We start from the raw sequence: 19,547 nt of genomic DNA, 5'->3' as shown, positions 1-19,547 counted from the left end.
CCACCCATGGCAATCATCAATCGCATTGGCGAATTCGGCCCCGACATGGCCGCGTGGCGCCAGCATCTGCATTCGATCCCAGAACTGTCCTTTGACTGCCCCAAGACGTCGGCCTTTATCAAGGAACGGCTGGAGGAGATCGGCGTCGATGAGATCCATGACGGCATCGCCAAGACGGGCATCGTGGCGATCATCAACGGGCAGGGTGACGGGCGCACCATCGGCCTGCGGGCAGATTTCGACGCGCTGCCGATTACCGAGGAAACCGGCGTGCCCTATGCCTCCACCCATCCAGGCAAGATGCACGCGTGCGGGCATGACGGGCATACCGCGATGCTGTTGGGGGCGGCGAAATATCTGGCCGAAACGCGCCGGTTCACGGGCCGCGTCGCGCTGATTTTCCAGCCCGCCGAGGAAGACGGCGGTGGCGGCGAGGTCATGGTGCAGGAAGGGGTGATGGACCGTTTCGACGTGTCCGAGGTGTTCGCCATTCACAACGCGCCGAACAAGGATTTTGGCAAGTTCCACACCACGCTGGGGCCGATTATGGCCGCTGCTGACACGTTCCACATCCGTGTAAGCGGCAAGGGCGGGCACGCCGCGCGCCCCCATGACAGCGTCGATCCGGTGGTGGCGGCCTGTGGCATTGTCACTGCCCTGCAAACCATCGTCAGCCGCAACCACAACCCGATGAACAGTCTGGTGATCTCGACCACGCAAATCCACACCGGCACCACCGATAACGTGATCCCCGAAACCGCCTATATCAACGGCACCGTGCGGACCTTTGACAAGGCCGTGCAGGCCATGGTGGTCGAACGCATGCAGCAGGTCGTGGACGGGCAGGCGGCATCCTATGGCTGCACCGCTGAGCTAGAGTTCGAATTCGGCTATCCCCCCACGATCAACGATGCGGACAAGGCGCGCTTTGCCGCCAAAGTCGCCGCCGAGGTGGCGGGCGTCGACGGGGTCGACAGCGACATCACACCGGTCATGGGGGCGGAGGATTTCTCCTTCATGCTGGAGGCGCGTCCGGGGGCGTACCTGATGCTGGGGCAGGGCGAAGGCGCGGGCGTTCACCATGCGAAATACGATTTCAACGACGAGATTGCGCCCATCGGTGCGTCGTTCTTTGCCCGTCTGGTCGAGACGGCGCAGCCAGTAACCTGAGCGCGGACGGGGCGGTCGAGCGGGTCAAAGGGGGCGCTGCCCCCGGCCTGCGGCCTCCCCCGGGATTTTTTGGAACAGAGAAGGGGACCCTATGGCCCTTGAAGATGCCAAGACACAGATTGATCATGCGTTCACGCGCGCGGACCTTCGAGGGCCGTCATTTGAGGCGACCTTTGCGGGGGCAACATCGTTTATGCGCCGCCGCTATACCAAGGATCTGACCGGTGTGGATATTGCGGTGACGGGCGTGCCGTTCGATCAGGCGGTGACGAACCGGCCTGGCACGCGGTTGGGGCCGCGCGCGATCCGCGAGGCATCGGCCTTGCAAGCGCCCGACGCGCCCTATGGCTGGCCTTTTGATGTGTTCAGCGAGCGCGCCATCGTGGATTATGGCGATGTGGCTTTTGATTATGCAAATGTGCCTGCTTTTCCGGCGGCGCTGACGGATCATGTCCGTGGTATCCTGTCGGCGGGGGCGGCGAGCGTGGTGCTGGGCGGGGATCACTATATCTCGTTTCCGGTGCTGAAAGCCTATGCCGAGAAATTCGGGCCGATGTCGTTGATCCATATTGATGCGCATTCGGACACTTGGCCGGATGATGACATGGACCGCGTCGATCATGGCACGATGTTCTACAAGGCGGTGAAGTCGGGGATCGTGGATCCGGCGACCTCGGTCCAGATCGGGATCCGTACCACGAACGAGGACAATCTGGGCGTTCACACCATCGACGCGCCGGAATTCCACCGCATCGGGCCAGAAGAGGTGGCGGCGCGGGCGCGGGACATCGTCGGGGACCGGCCCTGTTACCTCAGCTTTGACATTGACGGGCTTGACCCTGCCTTTGCCCCCGGAACCGGCACACCGGTCTGGGGCGGGCTGAGTTCGGCGCAGGCAGCGGCCTTGCTGCGCGCCCTTGCGGGGATCAACATCAGGGGCGGTGACATTGTCGAAGTGTCGCCCCCTTTTGACACCACGGGCGCGACGGCCATTGCGGGGGCGCATGTGGCGGTGGAAATCTGCTGTTTGCTGGGGGCGAGGATGCGGGATGAGTAACAAGAACCAACCGATCAGCGGCAATGATTTGGCGCGGTTTTCGGGGCCGGGGACGTTCATGCGGCTGCCGACGGCGAACGAGTTGCAAAAGCTGGATGTGGCCGTGCTGGGCGTGCCGATGGACATTGGCACCTCGTGGCGGTCGGGCACGCGGTTCGGCCCCAAACAGGTGCGCAATGAATCCGCAATGATCCGGCCTTATAACCTGCAAACCGGTGCCGCCCCGTTTGATAGTCTGCAGGTGGCGGATATTGGCGATCTGGCGATCAACACCTTCTCGCTGGCCGATTCACTGCGGATCATTTTCGAGAGTTACCAGTCGATCCTGAACTACGATGCTGTGCCCATGGCCATTGGCGGGGATCATTCGATCACCCTGCCGATCCTGCGCGCCATGGCCAAGCGGCACGGGCCTGTGGCCCTTGTGCATGTGGACGCCCATGCGGATGTGAACGACGAGATGTTTGGCGAGCGGGAGACCCATGGCACCGTGTTCCGCCGCGCCTATGAAGAGGGGCTGCTGCGCGCCGACAAGGTCTATCAGGTCGGGCTGCGCGGTACGGGCTATTCGGCCGAGGACTTTACCGAAGCGGCAGGCTGGGGCTTCCAGCAGTTCCCGAGCCACGAGTTGTGGGGGCGCGACCTGAGCACGCTTGGCACCGAAATCCGGCGCGATATCGGCGATCTGCCCACCTATATCACCTATGACATCGACAGCCTTGATCCCGCCTATGCCCCTGGCACCGGCACGCCGGAGATTGGCGGGCTGACGACGCCACAGGCGATGCAGTTGATCCGTGCCTTGCGCGGGTTAAATGTGGTGGGCTGTGATCTGGTCGAGGTGTCGCCCCCTTACGATACGACAGGCAACACGGCGCTGACGGGGGCGAATATCCTGTACGAGATGCTGTGTATCCTGCCCGGTGTCAGCTATCGCTAACGGGGCGCAGGCCCGAAGGCTGGCACCTGTGGGTAGGGCAATAAAAGCATGAGGTTCGCGGTGTATATCATTGGTATTATAGTTTTAATTGTTCTGGCCGGTATGGCCTATGTCCGGTTTGCGCCGTCCGATCCGGCGCGCTGGCACCAACCGATTGCAGCGCAGCAAAGCGCGGATCTGAAGGGTGGCGCGGTGCGGGTTTTGCCAGCAGACAGGGATGCGTTTGTGCGGGCGGATGCTGCCATGCGAGAGCTGGAACGTACAGAGGTGCTGGCCGGATCGCTTGAGGAGGGGCGCATCACCTATGCCACCCGATCCAAACTGTTCGGTTTTCCCGATTACACCACAATCGAATATGCCGATGGGACGTTGAAAATGTATGCCCGCTTGCGCTTTGGCGGTTCAGATATGGGCGTCAACGCCAAACGATTGCAGGGGCTGGTCCGCGCGATCGAGGGATGAGGACAAACAGCCCTTTTGCACCTCGCGCCACATGGGCACATTCAGTGACATCTGGCATTGCGCCATGAACATGCGCCCGTCGACCTGCAAACAGATCGTCTGACCCAGTTCGATCCGGCTGCCGGTCTTGTCGGTGCAGTAACAATCGATGGTTTTGCCCGAGGGCGCAGTCACGTCGCCCATCGCGGGGCTGGCGATCAACAGAGACATGAGCAACACACGTTTCATTTGCCAATCTTAGCACAGCGCGCCTCTTGACCAAAGCGAAACCTTGGCGCAAACCCGCCCCATGATCCCACAGGACCGCCTTTTTCAGATCACACAGCGCTTTCAGTATCTTGAGGCGGCGATGTCCGACGGCTCGGGCGATATTGCGGCGCTGGCCAAAGAGTATTCGGATCTGCGCCCTGTGGTGGACCAGATCAACGGTTATATGGCGCTGGTGGACGGGATTGCGGACGCGCAGGCAATGCTGGACGATCCGGACATGGCCGAACTGGCGCAGGACGAAATCCAGCGCCTCAAGGCGGCCATTCCCGATGCAGAGGCTGCGTTGCAGATTGCGCTGCTGCCCAAGGATGCGGCCGATGCGCGCCCTGCGATGCTGGAAATCCGTCCCGGAACGGGCGGGGACGAGGCGGCGCTGTTCGCCAGCGATCTTCTGCGCATGTATATGCGCTATGCCGAGGCGCAGGGCTGGCGCGTTGATATCATCGAGGAACAGGCCACCGAACTGGGCGGCATCAAAGAGGTGGTCGCGCATATTACCGGCCAGAATGTCTTTGCCCGTTTGAAATACGAATCCGGCGTGCACCGTGTGCAGCGCGTGCCCACCACCGAAAGCGGCGGGCGGGTGCATACGTCGGCGGCGACAGTCGCGGTTCTGCCAGAGGCCGAAGAGGTCGATATCGAGATCGCCGCCAGCGACATCCGCATCGACACGATGCGATCCTCAGGGGCAGGGGGGCAACACGTCAACACCACCGATTCCGCTGTGCGTATCACTCACTTGCCCACGGGTCTGGTGGTGACCAGCAGCGAAAAATCCCAGCACCGCAACCGCGACAAGGCCATGCAAGTGCTGCGCGCGCGGCTTTATGATCTTGAGCGTAATCGCGTTGACAGCGCACGCTCGGCGGATCGCGCGGCGCAGGTGGGGTCGGGGGACCGTTCCGAACGCATTCGTACCTATAACTTCCCGCAAGGGCGCATGACCGATCACCGCATCAACCTCACGCTATACAAGCTGGATCAGGTGATGCAGGGCGATCTGGACGAGGTGATCGACGCGCTGATCGCCGATGCGCAGGCCCGCCAGATGGCCGAGATGGGCACGTGACCGCCGCGCAGGCGATGGTGGCCGCAACGGCCCGCCTCCGTGCAGCAGGGGTGCCCGACCCGGCCCGCGATGCGCGTATCCTTCTGGCCCATGCCGCACAGGTCGATGCCGCGCGTATCACGCTGATTGCGCCCGAAGACATCGCGCCCGACATCGCCGAACGCTATGAACACCTGATCGCGCTGCGCGCCGTGCGCGTCCCCGTCAGCCACCTGATCGGCAAACGTGAGTTTTATGGCCGTTCCTTTCAGGTCAATTCCGATGTGCTGGACCCGCGCCCCGAAACCGAAACCCTGATCGAAGCGGCCCTGTCCGAGGATTTCACCCGTGTGCTTGATCTGGGCGTTGGGTCGGGCTGCGTGCTGGTCACGTTGCTGGCCGAACAGTCCGCCGCCCTTGGCCTTGGCGTCGATCTAAGCGAGGCCGCCTGTCTGCAAGCCAGCGGCAACGCGGTGCTGAACGGCGTCGCCGACAGGGCGCGCATCGTGCAAGGCAGCTGGTTCGATCCGGTCGAGGGACGTTTTGATCTGATCGTGTCGAACCCGCCCTATCTGGCCGCGGGCGAGATGGCGGCGGTGTCGCCCGAACTGCGCGACCACGAACCGCGCATGGCCCTGACCGACGAAGGCGACGGATTGTCCGCCTATCGCATCATCGCTGCCAGCGCGGGCAGCTATCTCACCCCACTGGGGCGTGTGCTGTGTGAATTCGGCTCGACCCAAGGCGCTGCGGTCAAAGCGATATTTGCCGCCGAAGGCTGGGGCGACGTGCGCATCCTCCAAGACATGGACGGGCGCGACCGTGTCGTAATTGCGCAAAATCCGGCCTGAACGTTGTAAAAATGCGCCAATTGCCCCTTTTACTCTTGTCGTGAGGGCAATCCCGTGCTTATTCATCCCTCAGACACTGCGGCTTTAGGCTGTACATTTTTGTAGGTGTCCCATCCACAAGATCGCCGAGATACTGTGAACTGGTGCTGAACTGCGCCGCGGCTGATCACAAAAGACACGCCAATGAGCGGAATATATCCCCATGAAATCTTCGAGATCACGGTCACGGTCCAAGAACAGTCGCAACCGCAACAATAACGGTGGCGGTGGCGGCAATGTCGTCAATCGCGTCTTCGACAGTTCCGGCCCCGAGGGCAAAGTGCGCGGCACGCCGCAGCAGATCATCGACAAATACAACCAGTTGGCGCGTGACGCCCAATTGGCCGGCGACCGTGTCGCCACCGAGAACTTTCAGCAGCACGCGGAACACTATCTGCGCCTGCTGAGCGAGGCACAGCGCGAAATCGACGCGCGCCGCGAGGAACAGGAACGCCAGAACCGCGAACGCCAAGCCGAACGCGACCGTCAGGCCGAACGTGACCGCGAACGCAACGCACAGCGTCAGGATGGCGACCCAGGCGATACCGATCCCGCCAATGCACCGCAGCCCGATGTAGATGCCGCATCGACCGACGAAGACAGCGGTCTTGTGGAAACACCCGAAAGCCAGCCAAAGCCCAAGCCCAAAGCAACGCGCACCCGTAAACCACGCGTCAAGCCCAAGGCCGACGTAGGCGAGATGGGCGATACATCCGCCGATAACGGCTCCGCCCCCGAAGCGGCGGAATAAGCGTCTAATACAGCAAAATCTGGATCGAGGTGCCAATCAGTGCCTCGACCGTGCCCGTCTGGCCGACGCGCGCACGGCGCTTCTCCAGCCGGTTGACCATCAGGTCAGCAGCGTTTCGATACACTTGGCCGTATCTTCAGGTGTTGCGCGAAAGAAGGCGGTCAGAACCGCTCCACGGTGCGCGGCCTCGCAGCACTCCGTTAGGACGCTGCCACCGCCCGCGCCAGCGCGCAAAACCCTTCCAGCGATACCTGTTCGGCCCGCTCTGTCGGTTTAATACCCGCGCTCAGCAATCTGTCTTCGATGTCGGGCTTCAGCCCCTTCAACGCGGCACGCAGCATCTTGCGCCGCTGGTTGAATGCCATGGCAACCACGCGGCTCAGCACATCGGCATCCGCCTCGAACTTCGGTTCGGGCAGGGCGGTCAGATGGACCACCGCGCTCGACACTTTAGGGGCGGGGGTGAACGCTTCGGGCGGCAGTGACATGGCGATGCGCGCCTCGCACCGCCATTGCGCCAGCACCGCCAGCCGCCCATAGGCCTTGGAACCGGGCGTGGCGACAATACGTTCGGCCACCTCGCGCTGGAACATCAGGGTCAGCGATTGCCAGAACGGTGGCCATTCGGGTGGGGTCAGCCACCGCACCAACAACTCCGTCCCGACATTATAGGGCAGGTTCGCCGCCACCCGAATGGGCGGCGTCAGATGCGCCAGCGGATCAATCTCCAGCGCGTCGCCAATCATCACTTCCAACTGCCCGGGATAGCGCGCGGCAATTTCGTTCAGCGCCGGCAGACAGCGTGTGTCCTTCTCGATCGCCAGCACGCGCCGCGCCCCTTCGGACAACAACCCACGCGTCAACCCTCCCGGGCCGGGCCCGATCTCAAGTACATCCGTACCGGATAGATCCCCCGCCTGTCGGGCAATCTTGGCCGTCAGGTTCAGGTCCAGCAAGAAATTCTGGCCCAGCGACTTACGCGCGCTCAGCCCGTGGGTGGCAATCACCGCACGCAAAGGGGGCAGATCGTCAATCGCACTCATACCATCATTGTTCCTCAAATATGCCCGCCGGAGGCGTCACTGCCCAGCCATCAACGCGGCCAGCTTGATCGCCTCGATCATACTGGTGGGATTGGCAATCCCTTTGCCCGCAATGTCGAATGCCGTCCCGTGATCGGGCGAGGTCCGCACAATCGGCAGGCCGAGCGTGACGTTCACACCACGGTCGAAATCCAACGTCTTGATCGGGATCAGCGCCTGATCATGATACATACACACCGCCGCGTCATATCGCGCGCGGGCGGCGGCGTGAAACAGTGTGTCGGCGGGCCACGGTCCGGTGACATCCAGCCCCGTCGCCGCCATCTCGGTTACAAGTGGCGCGATCCAGTCGAGTTCCTCTTGCCCCATCGCACCGCCTTCGCCCGCATGGGGGTTCAGACCCGCTACGACAATGCGGGGGGCGGCGACGCGGAACCGGTCACGCAAGGCGCGCGCCGTGATCTCGACCGTTTCGCGCAGCAGGTCCGGCGTCAAACGGCGCGGCACATCCTCAAGCGCGATATGGATCGTCGTGGGCACCACGCGCAACTGGTCACTGGCCAGCATCATAACAGCGCGCGGCGCGCCGGTCAGCGCCTCAAGGTATTCCGTATGGCCGGGATAGCCGAACCCCGCCCCGTCGATCAGCATTTTCTTGTGGATCGGTGCGGTGCACAGCGCGCTGACCGCGCCTTTTTGCGCCAAGTCGACCGCACGCGCGATCACCTCGATCACGCCATTTGCGTTCGACAGGGTCGCAATGCCGGACGTCGCGGGCGCGGCAAAGTCGTGGCGCAGTACGGGCAGGGACTGTGCGCAGACATCCGCCGCCGCAGCGGGGTCGTCAATCAGCGCAACAGGGGTGCCATCGGGCAAATGGCGCGGATCACCGATCCAGACCATGTTGATTTGCTCGCGCAGCGCCACCCAAGCCGACGCTGCGATTTCGGGGCCGACGCCAGCCGGTTCCCCGCATGTGATCGCAACGGGGGCGTGGGTCATTCGAAGCGGCGGATCGTCGCCTCGGCCGCCAACTGTTCCAGAAGGTTTTCCGAGAACGCGTTCAGACGCTGGTTGCGCAACTCGGCGGCCACGGCATCGCGGTCCACATCCTGTTCCTCTTCCAGCGCAGGGGTGCGCCCGCACAGCATCAACAGAACAAGGGTTTCGCCGTTCGAACGGGTCAGCGCGGTCGAGGTCTCGCCAGGATCAAGCTTGGAGAGTTCCATCGCGATATCGGTGGGAATTTCAGACGGAGGCAGGCTGCCACGGTCCAGCACCGATTCAGGCTGGCCCTTGGCAATGCCATAGAGGTCGTCACAGCGGTCGATGCGCGCCGCGATGGAACGGGCCTGACCCAAGGCCTCGGGGCTACGTCCGCCCGCGATATAATAGGCGGCGTATTCAATGGCCGAATAGCTGCGCGCCGGAGCCGAGGTTTCGCGAATATCGCGCAACTGGAACAGGGCCACAGCATTGGGGATGGGCAGCGGTGCGGTCACTTCACCCGGGGCCAGTGCCAGCAGCAGCGGGCGCAGGGTCGGGGGCAGGTCGCTCAGCTGGGTCCACGGCAGGCGTCCGCCATTGCCCCGCGATGCGGTGGCCGAGAAGCGGCGCGCATAGCTGGAAAATTCGGCAACGCTTTCGGATTGGGCGATCTGTTCGGCCTGCGCCATCACCTGCTGTGCCCGTGGGGGCGGAGCGGGAATGATGATTTCGGACACCAGAACCTCGATCCCGCTGCCGGTCGAGGCACCGGCCAATGCGCGGTCAACCTCGCGGTCGGTAATCTGCACACGCGCGCCAAAGCGGGCGCGGATGTAGTCGCGCCATATCAACTGGGTGGCGACGAAATCGCGGAATGTCTCGCGCGCAACGCCCGCGCTTTCCAGTCCGGCCACGAACTCTTCCGAGGTCAGGTTCGCACGGGCGGCAAATTCGCTGAGGCCTGCTTGCAGCGCCTCGCCATTCAGGGTGATGCCGACCTGCTGTGTCGCGGTCGAACGCAGACGGTCACGGATCAACTCATCGATCACCTCGCTGCGCGACCCGCCGCGCGCGCCAAGGATCTGGATGAACCGCATCCGCTGCTGGACTTCGAATTCCGTGATCAGGCTTTCATCCACTTGCGCGACGGGGTCGAACAGGTTCTGCGCCTGCGCGCTGTGTCCTGTCCCCATGGCACAGGCCAGCATACCGCCCGCCAAGGTCAAAGTGATCCGTTGAAAAAGTGTCTTACCGCTCATCTCGCCTGCTTTCCGCATGATCGTACCTCGACCCGCTCGCCTGTATGGGCTGCGAACCCTCTCAGAGATACTGTTAACCCCAGACTGGTAGAGGGCTCAATAGTTGTCGAGTCCGCAAAGCTGCGGTTGACCGACAGGCCGACGCGCACGCATTCGTTTTCATAGGTCAGTCCGGCACCGGCTGTGGCCGCGCGCCCTTCTTCGATGTCATAGCGCATATCAAGGCTGGCGGTCCAGAACCGGTCGATCCGGAACGACCCGTCAAAGGTGACTTCGCCAATCGGGTCGGGCTGGTTGATCGCCGGATCCTCGTCGATCCAGATATAGCTACCAGCGAGGTTCAGGCGCGCATTGCTCCATGCGCCGCGCAGTTCCGCCTTGGTGATATCGAAATTGCCATCAAACAGCGTGCGCCCCGACACGGCCAATCCGCCCTCGAACCGGACGCCACCGGCCAGCAGGAAATCCGAATCCGTGCCTGTAAGGCCCGAACTGACGGTAAAGCCGGGTTGGGCGTCTTCGTGAATGATCTGCGCGGCGGTGATGCTGGCCGACCAGCCCGCGGGGTCAAAGCGCGACCAACTTGCGCCATAGGCCGCAGACCATCCGCGTTCGCGCTGGTCAGAAGCAGGAAAACGCGACAGGGCCAACAAGTTGCCTTCGTCGAATTCCACCCGTGTGCTTTCCTCGAACGGGGTGGTCAGGCCATCGCCGCCGACCCACGACACCTGCGCCACTGGTTCGATGATGTAACGCGCGCCATCCGCGCCCTGTTTGACCAGTGGATAGCGCAAGGTAATCGCCGCCATCGGGGCGAATTCGGTGTCCTGCGCCGGAAAGATCGCGTCGTCACTGACCTTGATCACATCACCGCCAAAGCCCAGCATCGTCTGCGTTTGCAGCCCGCCGTTGGTGAAGGTGCGCCGCCAAGAGGCATCAAAACTCAGCCGCGCCACATCGCGCCCGTCCACAACCCCGTCAAGGTTGGCATCGGTATCGACATTGGATCGACGCTCATGCGCGTGGGCGAGGGCGGAAAGCCGCACTTCGCCGCCAATGGCGTTGGGGAAAAAGCGGCGTTCGTACAAGGCTTCGACCACATCCGAGGGCAGCAGGTCATCATCTTCGTCGTCGCGCAGGGATTTGAAGTTGATATAGGTCAGGCGCACAAAGCTGTCGCGCTGTGTACGGCTAAGCTGGATCTGGCTTTCCAGCCGGTCTTTTGCGGAATAATCATAATCGTTCAGATAAGCGTCGTCCGACACCGCCTCGAAATCGAACTGCAGGCGGTAGTCGTTGTTCAGATCGAAACGCCCGACGCCAAACAGGTATCCGCGCGCGTCATTGGGTTGCAGATCGTCCTCGGACATCGCGCCTTCGAAAATGATCCGTCCGCGGGTAAAGGCCTGACGATAGCGGAACTCCAGCGTGCGCGTGTTGTTGGATAGGTAAGGCGTCAGCGTAAGGTCGCGGTGATTGCCTAGCTTGATGAAATAGGGCAGTTTGACCCCTGTCCCCAGCCGCGAATCCGACCGGATTTCAGGAATCAAAAAGCCAGAGGCGCGATCCTGAGTCGGATCGGGCAGGCGCAGGCGCGGGATGTAGAAGATCGGTACGTCGCGCACGCGGAATTGGGCGTGGTCAAAGTAAAGCTGCTTTGCCGCTTGATCATGCACGATGCGTTGCGCACGGATTTGCCACAGCGGCGGGCGCGGGTCGTCGGCACAGATTTTGCACGAGGTGACGACGGTTTTGTAAAGCTGCGTGTAGTTGCCGTTCACACGGTTCATCTGCACAGCGGCCAGTTGCAACTGTTCGTTCAGCACCAGCCGCGCACCCGACAGAAGACCGTTCTGCAAATCGCGGCTCAACTCGGCCTGATCTGCGATGATCTTGACGCCTGCGCCATCGTCGATGGTGATCGGGCCGCCGATGATCAGGTTGCCGGTATCGGGGTCATAGGTGATCGACCCTGCGGTCAGGCGGACCTCGCCCTGAAACGCCTCGACATTGCCGGTGGCGATCAACTGGCGGTCACGGGTGATGCGGATGTCGTCGGCAACCAGAACGGCGGGCGGTGCGACCTCGGTCTGGACCTGCGCGCGCACCTCTGGCGCGACCGTGGCCAGCGCCAGAACGCTGCACATTGTCAAAACCTGTGCGAAACCCTTACCCATCTTCGGCCCTCAGCAGTAGGCCCAGCCCCAGTAGGATGGACGCAACAGGCGCCGCCCATGCGGACAGAAGAACGGGAATCTGCCCGTTTTCACCCAAGATCTGTGCAAAACTGCGAATGAAGTACAACGTGAACCCCAGCAACACCGCGGCCAGCACAGCGGTGCCAGTCCCCCCGAAGCGGGTATGGCGCATCGTGAACGCAGCGGCAACCAGAACCATGGCCATCAGGAACAAAGGACGTGCCAATTGCGCCTGCATCCACACCTGATGCTTGCGGGATGAGAACCCCGCCTGTTCCAGTTGCGCTATGAAATCGGGCATATCCCAGATCGACACGCCCGTGGGGGTGCCAAGGCTTTCACGGATGCGATCAAGGGTCAGGGTCGATTCGAGTTGCAATTCGTCATGGCGGGCGGCACTTGCCTCGGGGTTGAGGCCCGCGACCAGCGGCCAGACCTTGGCATCGCGCAACAACCACGCGCCATCCTGCAGGGCGGCACTCGCAGCCTCGATCCGGCGGGCAGGACCGCCGTCGCGTGCATAGGCGACAAAGGTTACATCATAAAGCACCGAGGCATCCGCATTCGAGCGTGCGGCGCGGATCACCGTTTGCCCCCGCTCGCCCCCTTGGCGCAACCACAGACCGTCCTCTGACACCGAAAGCGCCGAAATCCCGCCCGAGCGATAGCCATCGGCCAGCACCGCATAGCGTTTGGAGGTTGCCGCCACGATCGGTCCCAGCATGGTCGTGGCAAAAAGGCCCAGCACCAGCGCCACCCCCACAGGGGCCACCAGTGCGCGCATCGCCGACCGTCCCGCCGCCCGCGTCACCACCAGTTCTGAGGAGCGTGCCAGCGAGATAAACAGGCTGACCGTGCCCAGAATGACAATCAGCGGCAGCACTTGGTTTAGCGTTTCCGGCACGTTCAGCAGCGTTAGACCAAGGCGTTGTGCAAGGCTGACCCCGAAATCCGAGAATTTGCGCGTCTGGTCGATCAGGTCGACCAGAACGATCAACGCACACAGAACTCCCGCAATCACGAGCAGCGACAGGGCAAAACGGCGCGCGTAATAGAAATGCAGGATCATGCCGACCTCCCGTCCGTGCCGCGCCAGCGTGCCAGTGCGGCACCGAAGCGCAGCTTGCCCGAAGCGCGCGCCAGCAGTGCGCAGGTGATCAGCCCGCCCAGCAATGACGGCACATACATGATCGGCCACATCTGTGCATTGGCGGTGACAGGGCCGCTGAGGCTGCTGCGCATGCCGTCAAGCGCGATGAGCACGAGGAAAGCGATCACCATCTCGCGCCGCGCACCAAAGCGAGAGAACCCGCCCACCAGCAGGGTCGAAAAGCCGATCAGCGCTGTGACAAAACAGAAAGCCGCGCGGGCAAAGCGGTCATGCACCTCTTCGGCGACCGCCCCGCGTGACGTGCCGGTCAGCGTGGCCGTGCCCGTCCAGTCCGACACAAGCCAGAGACTGGTAAGGTAGGACAGACGCGGGGCAAGAGGCCCATCGCTTTCGACCAGCGTGGTGATATCGAAAGAAAAGTCCTGAAACTTGGCCGTGGACAGGCGCATATCGGCATTGGTCAAGCGCTGCACCAAACCGTCCACCATGATGAGCGAGGTCACATCGCCGTTGCGCACCATATAGGCCTCGTCCGCAGTGTAGATCATCCGCTCGTCCGCGGCGCGGCGGTCCGACAGGAACACATCGCGCAACACGCCGTCTTGCCCGATGGTGCGGGTATAGAATGTGACGCCCGCACCGGGGCTCAGGAACTCGCCCTCGGTCAGCAGGCGCGATGTAATATTTTTGGAAATCTCGGCCTCACGCTCGGCCAGTTCCATTGTCGCCGCAGGAACCAGCACGTGCGACAGCAGCGACATCAGCAGGGCCGAGATCAGGCCGAACACCGCCACAGGGCGCGCCAGCCGCCATGGCGAGGTGCCAGTGGCCATCATCACGGTCAACTCGCTTTCGCTGTTCAGGCGGTTGGTGACATAGACAGCGGCGGCAAATGTCGCGATTGGCAATACAGTCGTGATCAGCCGTGGCAGGCCCAGCACCGAAAACTCAAGGAAAACAAGGGCGGTCTGTCCGTCCCCGATCAGCCGATCAAACAGCTGCACCGCCCGGTTGATCCAGAAGACCGCCACCAGAACAAGGGCAAAGAAGCCAAACAGCCACATCAGTTGCGACAACATATACCGGTCGAATCTGACCAAAGTCCCCTCCGTGTGCCGCGGTGCAAGCGCTGCGGGTCGACACCTTTTGGCCAAGCTACCGCAAGGGACGGGGCGGGAAAACTGCAAAACGCGTCTTCGGACGCTGGTCAGTGCATCTATTGCGCGTTACCTGTTGTGCGATTTCAATTGCAGGAGCATCCCATGACCGACCTGACGCCCGTAACCTTTGTGCAAAACGATCCCGATGCCTTGGCGGACCACACGGGCCGCGTGGCCATCATCGTGGCGCCGGACGGCAAGATGGGGCTGGCTGCGCGCCGCGCCAACCGCCTGACAAAAGGCGCGGTCGAACGCTTTATCAATAGCGACGGGTTTGGATCGGTGAAAATGGGGCAGGCCATCACCGTGGCATGGCCTGCGGGCCTCGCGGCCGAGGCGCTGGATATCCTGTGCCTGCCGCGCAACCCCTCGGTGGCCGAGGCGCGCAAGGCGGGGGCCGCACTGGCCAAGCTGCGCGACGGCAAGGCGCTGCTGCTGGCGGCGGATACGACAAAACGCGTGGCCGATATCGCCTTTGGCCTCGTCATGCGCGACTATGATTTCAGCGCCCACAAAAGCGACGCTAAAACCTCGGACACAGCTGTCAGCGTAATGTGCGCCAAACCTGACGAGGCCGAGGCAGAGGCCGCACCGTTGATGGCCGTCGCGTCGGGCACTTTCATGACCCGCGATCTGGTCAATGAACCCGCCAACGTGCTGACCACCACCGAATTTGCCGACCGTCTGGTCGAGATGGAAGCCTTGGGCCTTGAGGTCGAAGTGCTGGAGGAAGCCCAGCTTGAAGAGTTGGGCATGCGCACATTGCTCTGCGTCGGGCAGGGGTCCGACAGTCCCAGCAAAGTTGTCGTGATGCACTGGAAAGGTGGCGAGGCGGATGCCGCGCCACTGGCGCTGGTGGGCAAGGGCGTCGTGTTCGATACGGGCGGTATCAGCCTTAAACCCGGTGCGGGCATGGAAGACATGACCATGGACATGGGCGGCGCGGGCGTGGTCGCAGGCACCATGCGCGCACTGGCCATGCGCAAGGCCAAGGCAAATGTGGTCGGGCTGGTCGGGCTGGTCGAAAACATGCCCTCGGGCAACGCGGTGCGCCCTGGTGACGTGATCAAGTCCATGAAGGGCGACACGGTCGAAGTCATCAACACCGACGCCGAAGGCCGCCTCGTTCTGTGTGACGTGATGTGGTACGCACAGGAACGGTTCAAACCTGCGGGCATGGTCGATCTGGCGACTTTGACCGGCGCGATCATCATCGGTCTGGGCCATGAAAATGCGGGCGTGTTTTCCAATGACGACACCTTCTGCAATGCCTTCCTGAAAGCGGCAGAAACCGAGGCCGAGGGCGCGTGGCGCATGCCGCTGGGGCAGGCCTATGACGATCTGCTGAAGTCGCGCATTGCCGATATGAAAAACATCGGTGGGCGCGCGGCGGGGTCGGTGACGGCAGCGCAGTTCCTGCAACGGTTCGTGAAACCGGAAACGCCGTGGATCCACCTTGATATTGCCGGTGTCGCTTCGGTCAAATCCGCCACGGCGCTGGCCCCTGCGGGCGCGACGGGCTGGGGCGTTATGGCGCTGAACCGGCTGGTCGCGGACGGGTATGAAAGCGCGTAAATGGGGGCTGCCTATTTCTACCACCTGACGCGGCGACCGATGGAGGAAACGCTGGCCATGCTGTTGGGCAAGGCCATCGGTGCCGGTTGGCGCGTCGCCGTGCGCGGGCGCGATCCGGGGCGTCTGGCGTGGCTGGATGAACGGCTGTGGCTGGGGCCCGAGGACGGGTTCCTGCCGCACGGGCTGGCAGGCGGTCCGATGGACGCTGACCAGCCCGTTCTGCTGACCACCGGTGCCGCCACCAACGGCGCCACTTGCGTGATGAGCGTGGACGGTGCCGAGGTCAGCGCGCAGGAAGTGGCGCAACTGGATCGGGTCTGCATCCTGTTTGACGGCGACGACCGCGACGCGCTGAGCGTGGCGCGGGGCCAGTGGAAGGCACTGAAAGACGCAGGCGCGTCAGCGCAATACTGGTCCGAGGAAAGCGGGCGGTGGGAAAAGAAGGCCGAGACCTGAGCGCGCTTTATTGGCAGAACGCCTAGCGGCTGAGCGTCATTGTATTGCCGAAAATCTCAATCCGGCCCCAGTTTTGCAAGTACCCCATGCCCAGAAGTGACTGGTGTAAATCGCCGTCATTTACCACCGCGGGCACGTTTGTGTCCGTATGCGGGCCGATGCGCACCGTATCAAGGCGCACGCGGGCGGTGCGCACTTCGCCGTTGGCGGTGCTGGCGCGGCCCAGATACACCAGATCACCCGGCCCCAGACCGACGGTTTCCGCGTCCGATTTGTTCAGCACGATATCCGTGGCACCGGTGTCCACGATGAAGTGGATCGGCGCGTCGTTGATGTCGAGCGTCAGATGATAATGGCCATCACGGCTGCGCGGGATGGTGATTTTGCCCGTATCATCAACCTGCGTCTGGCTTGCAAAGACATCGTCGCGAATGTCGCCCCACAGGCCCACGACGGCGATGGCCCCCACAAATATCAGCGCCCAGATTGACGCCATTTGCAGGCTTTGCCCGAGCTTCAGTTTTGAAGACAGCAGAAAGGCCCCGCCTAGCACGAGGCCAAGCAGGCCGAGATAGATTAGCTGGGCGTAAAAATCGCTGTTCATGAAGCTAATATAGGTGCGCCGCGCGCCACGTCAGCCCATCGTACCCGCAAAAGCGCGCAACCCGTCCAGAACAAACTGCACCGACAGCGCGGCCAGCAGCATACCGAGCAGACGCGAAACGACCGTGATGCCGGTCTTGCCCAAAGCGCGTTCGAGCATGCCCGAGGCAAGGAACAGCAAAAAGCACACGCCTAGCACAAGAGCAGTGATCGCCAGCACCAGCGCCAGCCCTTCAACACCGGGTTTCTGGCCGGTGAGCAGGATGACCGACGCAATCGCGCCAGGCCCCGCGATCAACGGGATTGCCAGCGGGAAAATGGACGGATCGTCATGCTCGTCTTCCTCGCTTTTATCCTCGCGCCGTTTGGAGCGGCGTTCGAACAGCATGTCGAGGGCGGTGAGGAACAACAGGATGCCACCCGCCACGCGGAAAGCAGGCATAGAGATACCGATAAAGCCAAGCACTGCCTCACCGAAAAGCGCAAAGGCGATCAGGATGGCCATGCCGGTGATACAGGCCCTGAGCGCGATCTTGCGCCGCAGCGTTTCGGGCATTCCTTGGGTCAGGGCCACAAACAGGGGCGCAAGGCCGATCGGGTCGATCACCACGAACATGGTGACAAAGGCGGTGATCAGAAAGGCGGTGTCTAACATAGTAATTCCTGTTGATGAGGGGCGCTGCCCCTCAAACTCCCCGCAGTATTTAGGGCCAAAAGAAGTTTAGCCCGCTTCGGCTGTTTCCAGCTTTTCGAGGTCTTTCATCCAAAGGGTTTCGGCACGTTCCAGTGCATCCATCACTTCGGCGTATTTCTTTTGCCAGACTTCCATTTCGCCGACTTTAGCCCCTTCGTAGAGGTCGGGATCGGCAAGCTTCTTGGCGAGTTTGTCGCGCATATCGTTCAGCTTTTCCACCCGTGCCTCGGATTTGCGGACTTCGGACTTGAGCGCGAGCACCGCATCGCGCGACAGGCGCTTGGGTTTCGGCTTGGCCTTGGCCTCGCGCGGGGGCTTGCCATCGGACAGCAGCAGCTTGCGATAGGCCTCAAGATCGTCCTCGAACGGTTTGACGGTGCCGTTGGACACCAGCCACAGACGGTCCGCCACCAGTTCCAGCAGGTGCATGTCGTGGGAGACAAGGATCACCGCGCCGGTATAGGCGGTCAGCGCCTCGACCAGCGCCTCGCGACTTTCGATGTCGAGGTGGTTGGTCGGCTCGTCAAGGATCAGCATGTGCGGCGCATCCAGCGTGGCCAGCAGCAGCGACAGCCGCGCCTTTTGCCCGCCCGAGAGTTTGCCCACAACGGTTTCGGCCTGATCCGCCATCAGGCCAAAGCCCGATAGGCGGGCGCGCCAGCGGGCGGGGCCTTCGCTGGGGCGTTCGCGGCGCAGGTGGTCCAGCGGGGTTTCGTCGATGAACAATTCGTCCACCTGATGCTGCGCGAAGTAGCCGATGCGCAGCTTGCTGGATTTGGTGAACTTGCCCGACATGGCGGGCAGGCGGTCGGACAGGAATTTCGACAGGGTGGATTTGCCCTGACCGTTCTTGCCCAGCAGCGCGATGCGGTCGTCCTGATCAATCCGCAGGTTCAGCTTGGACAGCACCGTGGTGTCGCCATAGCCCGTGCTCGCACCGTCCAGATGGATGATCGGGGGCGAGAGTTCTTCGGGATTGGGAAAGTCGAACCGTTTCAGCCCTGCCTCTTGCGGGGTGGTGATCGGCGTCATCTTGGACAGCGCCTTGAGCCGCGATTGCGCCTGACGGGCCTTGTCGGCCTTGTAGCGGAAGCGGTCCACATAGGATTGCAGGTGGGCGCGGCGGGCGTCCTGTTTCTTGGCCTGTGCCGCCGCGTTGGCGAGCCGTTCGGCGCGCTGGCGGGCGAACTGGTCATAGGGGCCGGAATAATAGGTCAGCATGCGGTCTTCGAGGTGCAGGATCGCGCCGACCGAGCGGTTGAGTAGCCCACGGTCGTGGCTGATGATCAGAACCGTATGGGGGTATTTCGCGATATAGCTTTCCAGCCACAGCGCCCCTTCGAGGTCGAGGTAGTTGGTCGGTTCATCCAGCAGTAACAGGTCGGGCTGCGCAAACAGCACCGCCGCCAGCGCCACACGCATCCGCCAGCCGCCCGAGAAGTCCGAGCAGGGTTTCAACTGTTCCTCGTCGTCGAACCCCAGCCCCTTGAGGATGGTGGCGGCGCGGGCTTCGGCGCTCCATGCGTCGATATCGGCAAGGCGGGTCTGGATTTCCGCGATGCGGGCAGGGTCATCGCTGGTGTCGGCCAGCAGTTCGGCGCGTTCGGTATCGGCAGCCAGAACCGTGTCGATCAGCGATGTGGCCGAGGCAGGTACCTCTTGGGCGACGCCACCGATCCGCGCGCCGGACGGCAGGGAGATATCCCCGCCCTCAAGCGCCAACTCGCCGCGGATCAGGCGAAACAGCGTGGTCTTGCCCGTGCCGTTGCGCCCGACAAGGCCGACCTTGTGGCCCTCGGGGATGACGGCGCTTGCGCCTTCGAACAGCGGGCGGCCCGCCACGGCATATGAGATATCGGAGATGCGTAACATG

The 19,547-nt window shown here is 62.6% G+C and carries 19 protein-coding genes; 9 read left to right on the top strand and 10 right to left on the bottom strand.

Annotated features, from left to right (window positions below; genetic code table 11):
• The first annotated feature begins 6 nt into the window (after positions 1-6).
• The 4 genes from AC6GQJ_RS03005 (at position 7) to AC6GQJ_RS02990 (ending at position 3,629) form a co-directional block, all read left to right on the top strand.
• Positions 7-1,170, top strand: coding sequence for a M20 aminoacylase family protein (locus tag AC6GQJ_RS03005; protein WP_500771637.1), 1,164 nt, complete (start codon positions 7-9; stop codon positions 1,168-1,170).
• A 91-nt stretch (positions 1,171-1,261) separates the two neighbouring features.
• Positions 1,262-2,227, top strand: a complete 966-nt coding sequence (gene speB / locus AC6GQJ_RS03000) for an agmatinase (protein ID WP_500771635.1) — start codon at positions 1,262-1,264, stop codon at positions 2,225-2,227.
• Positions 2,220-3,167 carry an agmatinase gene (gene speB / locus AC6GQJ_RS02995; protein WP_500771633.1) on the top strand — a complete coding sequence of 316 codons (948 nt, stop codon included), beginning with the start codon at positions 2,220-2,222 and terminating at the stop codon, positions 3,165-3,167. Before speB (AC6GQJ_RS03000) ends, speB (AC6GQJ_RS02995) begins: the two co-directional genes overlap by 8 nt.
• Positions 3,168-3,215: 48 nt before the next feature.
• Positions 3,216-3,629 carry a DUF1499 domain-containing protein gene (locus AC6GQJ_RS02990; RefSeq protein WP_500771631.1) on the top strand — a complete coding sequence of 138 codons (414 nt, stop codon included), beginning with the start codon at positions 3,216-3,218 and terminating at the stop codon, positions 3,627-3,629.
• Here AC6GQJ_RS02990 and AC6GQJ_RS02985 read toward each other — a convergent pair.
• The gene (locus AC6GQJ_RS02985) at positions 3,570-3,857 is read right to left on the bottom strand and encodes a hypothetical protein (RefSeq protein ID WP_500771629.1); all 288 of its coding nucleotides are present in this window, start codon (positions 3,855-3,857) and stop codon (positions 3,570-3,572) included. The genes AC6GQJ_RS02990 and AC6GQJ_RS02985 overlap by 60 nt on opposite strands.
• A gap of 61 nt (positions 3,858-3,918) precedes the next feature.
• On the opposite strand from AC6GQJ_RS02985, the gene prfA reads away from it, so the two are divergent.
• From prfA to AC6GQJ_RS02970, 3 genes are all read left to right on the top strand, one after another.
• The gene (gene prfA, locus AC6GQJ_RS02980; protein ID WP_500771627.1) at positions 3,919-4,968 is read left to right on the top strand and encodes a peptide chain release factor 1; all 1,050 of its coding nucleotides are present in this window, start codon (positions 3,919-3,921) and stop codon (positions 4,966-4,968) included.
• A gap of 14 nt (positions 4,969-4,982) precedes the next feature.
• Complete coding sequence (gene prmC, locus AC6GQJ_RS02975) at positions 4,983-5,798, top strand: peptide chain release factor N(5)-glutamine methyltransferase (RefSeq protein WP_500773787.1); 816 nt, start codon at positions 4,983-4,985, stop codon at positions 5,796-5,798.
• A 202-nt stretch (positions 5,799-6,000) separates the two neighbouring features.
• Positions 6,001-6,588, top strand: coding sequence for a DUF4167 domain-containing protein (locus AC6GQJ_RS02970; RefSeq protein ID WP_500771625.1), 588 nt, complete (start codon positions 6,001-6,003; stop codon positions 6,586-6,588).
• A gap of 200 nt (positions 6,589-6,788) precedes the next feature.
• On the opposite strand, the gene rsmA is transcribed toward AC6GQJ_RS02970, so the two are convergent.
• The 6 genes from rsmA to lptF are packed head-to-tail and all read right to left on the bottom strand — an operon-like array spanning position 6,789 to position 14,286.
• A complete protein-coding gene (rsmA, locus tag AC6GQJ_RS02965; protein WP_500771623.1) occupies positions 6,789-7,631 on the bottom strand; it encodes a 16S rRNA (adenine(1518)-N(6)/adenine(1519)-N(6))-dimethyltransferase RsmA in 843 nt (280 codons plus the stop codon).
• A 36-nt stretch (positions 7,632-7,667) separates the two neighbouring features.
• A complete protein-coding gene (gene pdxA, locus AC6GQJ_RS02960) occupies positions 7,668-8,633 on the bottom strand; it encodes a 4-hydroxythreonine-4-phosphate dehydrogenase PdxA (RefSeq protein WP_500771621.1) in 966 nt (321 codons plus the stop codon).
• The gene (locus tag AC6GQJ_RS02955; RefSeq protein WP_500771619.1) at positions 8,630-9,877 is read right to left on the bottom strand and encodes a peptidylprolyl isomerase; all 1,248 of its coding nucleotides are present in this window, start codon (positions 9,875-9,877) and stop codon (positions 8,630-8,632) included. Before AC6GQJ_RS02955 ends, pdxA begins: the two co-directional genes overlap by 4 nt.
• On the bottom strand, positions 9,874-12,024 hold the full coding sequence (locus AC6GQJ_RS02950) for an LPS-assembly protein LptD (protein ID WP_500771617.1): 2,151 nt from the start codon (positions 12,022-12,024) through the stop codon (positions 9,874-9,876). Before AC6GQJ_RS02950 ends, AC6GQJ_RS02955 begins: the two co-directional genes overlap by 4 nt.
• Positions 12,025-12,046: 22 nt before the next feature.
• A complete protein-coding gene (gene lptG / locus AC6GQJ_RS02945; protein WP_500771615.1) occupies positions 12,047-13,144 on the bottom strand; it encodes an LPS export ABC transporter permease LptG in 1,098 nt (365 codons plus the stop codon).
• Positions 13,141-14,286 (bottom strand): LPS export ABC transporter permease LptF, encoded by a 1,146-nt coding sequence (lptF, locus tag AC6GQJ_RS02940; protein WP_500771613.1) that lies wholly within the window; start codon positions 14,284-14,286, stop codon positions 13,141-13,143. The genes lptG and lptF overlap by 4 nt, the downstream gene beginning before the upstream one ends.
• 162 nt (positions 14,287-14,448) lie before the next feature.
• Between lptF and AC6GQJ_RS02935 the strand changes: the two genes are divergently transcribed.
• Together AC6GQJ_RS02935 and AC6GQJ_RS02930 are read left to right on the top strand one after the other, a co-directional pair.
• Complete coding sequence (locus AC6GQJ_RS02935; RefSeq protein ID WP_500771611.1) at positions 14,449-15,921, top strand: leucyl aminopeptidase; 1,473 nt, start codon at positions 14,449-14,451, stop codon at positions 15,919-15,921.
• On the top strand, positions 15,922-16,377 hold the full coding sequence (locus AC6GQJ_RS02930; RefSeq protein ID WP_500771609.1) for a DNA polymerase III subunit chi: 456 nt from the start codon (positions 15,922-15,924) through the stop codon (positions 16,375-16,377). It abuts the gene before it with no gap.
• A gap of 22 nt (positions 16,378-16,399) precedes the next feature.
• Here AC6GQJ_RS02930 and AC6GQJ_RS02925 read toward each other — a convergent pair whose 3' ends face one another.
• The 3 genes from AC6GQJ_RS02925 to AC6GQJ_RS02915 form a co-directional block, all read right to left on the bottom strand.
• On the bottom strand, positions 16,400-16,981 hold the full coding sequence (locus AC6GQJ_RS02925) for a retropepsin-like aspartic protease family protein (protein WP_500771607.1): 582 nt from the start codon (positions 16,979-16,981) through the stop codon (positions 16,400-16,402).
• A 30-nt stretch (positions 16,982-17,011) separates the two neighbouring features.
• Positions 17,012-17,635 (bottom strand): MarC family protein, encoded by a 624-nt coding sequence (locus AC6GQJ_RS02920; RefSeq protein ID WP_500771605.1) that lies wholly within the window; start codon positions 17,633-17,635, stop codon positions 17,012-17,014.
• Positions 17,636-17,701: 66 nt separating this feature from the next.
• On the bottom strand, positions 17,702-19,546 hold the full coding sequence (locus AC6GQJ_RS02915) for an ABC-F family ATP-binding cassette domain-containing protein (protein WP_500771603.1): 1,845 nt from the start codon (positions 19,544-19,546) through the stop codon (positions 17,702-17,704).
• Position 19,547 lies beyond the last annotated feature (1 nt).

The sequence above is a fragment of the Tateyamaria sp. 7Alg 36 genome (genome assembly GCF_059882455.1).
The sequence above is the reverse complement of the archived record's forward strand: the minus strand, read 5'-3'. Positions and strand labels throughout refer to the sequence as shown.

Excerpts from the sequence above, each read along its gene's own strand:
- AC6GQJ_RS03005 (WP_500771637.1), top strand. The coding sequence starts at position 7 with ATGGCAATCATCAATCGCATTGGCGAATTCGGCCCCGACATGGCCGCG.
- speB (WP_500771635.1), top strand. The coding sequence starts at position 1,262 with ATGGCCCTTGAAGATGCCAAGACACAGATTGATCATGCGTTCACGCGC.
- speB (WP_500771633.1), top strand. The coding sequence starts at position 2,220 with ATGAGTAACAAGAACCAACCGATCAGCGGCAATGATTTGGCGCGGTTT.
- AC6GQJ_RS02990 (WP_500771631.1), top strand. The coding sequence starts at position 3,216 with ATGAGGTTCGCGGTGTATATCATTGGTATTATAGTTTTAATTGTTCTG.
- AC6GQJ_RS02985 (WP_500771629.1), bottom strand. The coding sequence starts at position 3,857 with ATGAAACGTGTGTTGCTCATGTCTCTGTTGATCGCCAGCCCCGCGATG.
- prfA (WP_500771627.1), top strand. The coding sequence starts at position 3,919 with ATGATCCCACAGGACCGCCTTTTTCAGATCACACAGCGCTTTCAGTAT.
- prmC (WP_500773787.1), top strand. The coding sequence starts at position 4,983 with ATGGTGGCCGCAACGGCCCGCCTCCGTGCAGCAGGGGTGCCCGACCCG.
- AC6GQJ_RS02970 (WP_500771625.1), top strand. The coding sequence starts at position 6,001 with ATGAAATCTTCGAGATCACGGTCACGGTCCAAGAACAGTCGCAACCGC.
- rsmA (WP_500771623.1), bottom strand. The coding sequence starts at position 7,631 with ATGAGTGCGATTGACGATCTGCCCCCTTTGCGTGCGGTGATTGCCACC.
- pdxA (WP_500771621.1), bottom strand. The coding sequence starts at position 8,633 with ATGACCCACGCCCCCGTTGCGATCACATGCGGGGAACCGGCTGGCGTC.
- AC6GQJ_RS02955 (WP_500771619.1), bottom strand. The coding sequence starts at position 9,877 with ATGAGCGGTAAGACACTTTTTCAACGGATCACTTTGACCTTGGCGGGC.
- AC6GQJ_RS02950 (WP_500771617.1), bottom strand. The coding sequence starts at position 12,024 with ATGTGCAGCGTTCTGGCGCTGGCCACGGTCGCGCCAGAGGTGCGCGCG.
- lptG (WP_500771615.1), bottom strand. The coding sequence starts at position 13,144 with ATGATCCTGCATTTCTATTACGCGCGCCGTTTTGCCCTGTCGCTGCTC.
- AC6GQJ_RS02935 (WP_500771611.1), top strand. The coding sequence starts at position 14,449 with ATGACCGACCTGACGCCCGTAACCTTTGTGCAAAACGATCCCGATGCC.
- AC6GQJ_RS02930 (WP_500771609.1), top strand. The coding sequence starts at position 15,922 with ATGGGGGCTGCCTATTTCTACCACCTGACGCGGCGACCGATGGAGGAA.
- AC6GQJ_RS02925 (WP_500771607.1), bottom strand. The coding sequence starts at position 16,981 with ATGAACAGCGATTTTTACGCCCAGCTAATCTATCTCGGCCTGCTTGGC.
- AC6GQJ_RS02920 (WP_500771605.1), bottom strand. The coding sequence starts at position 17,635 with ATGTTAGACACCGCCTTTCTGATCACCGCCTTTGTCACCATGTTCGTG.
- AC6GQJ_RS02915 (WP_500771603.1), bottom strand. The coding sequence starts at position 19,546 with ATGTTACGCATCTCCGATATCTCATATGCCGTGGCGGGCCGCCCGCTG.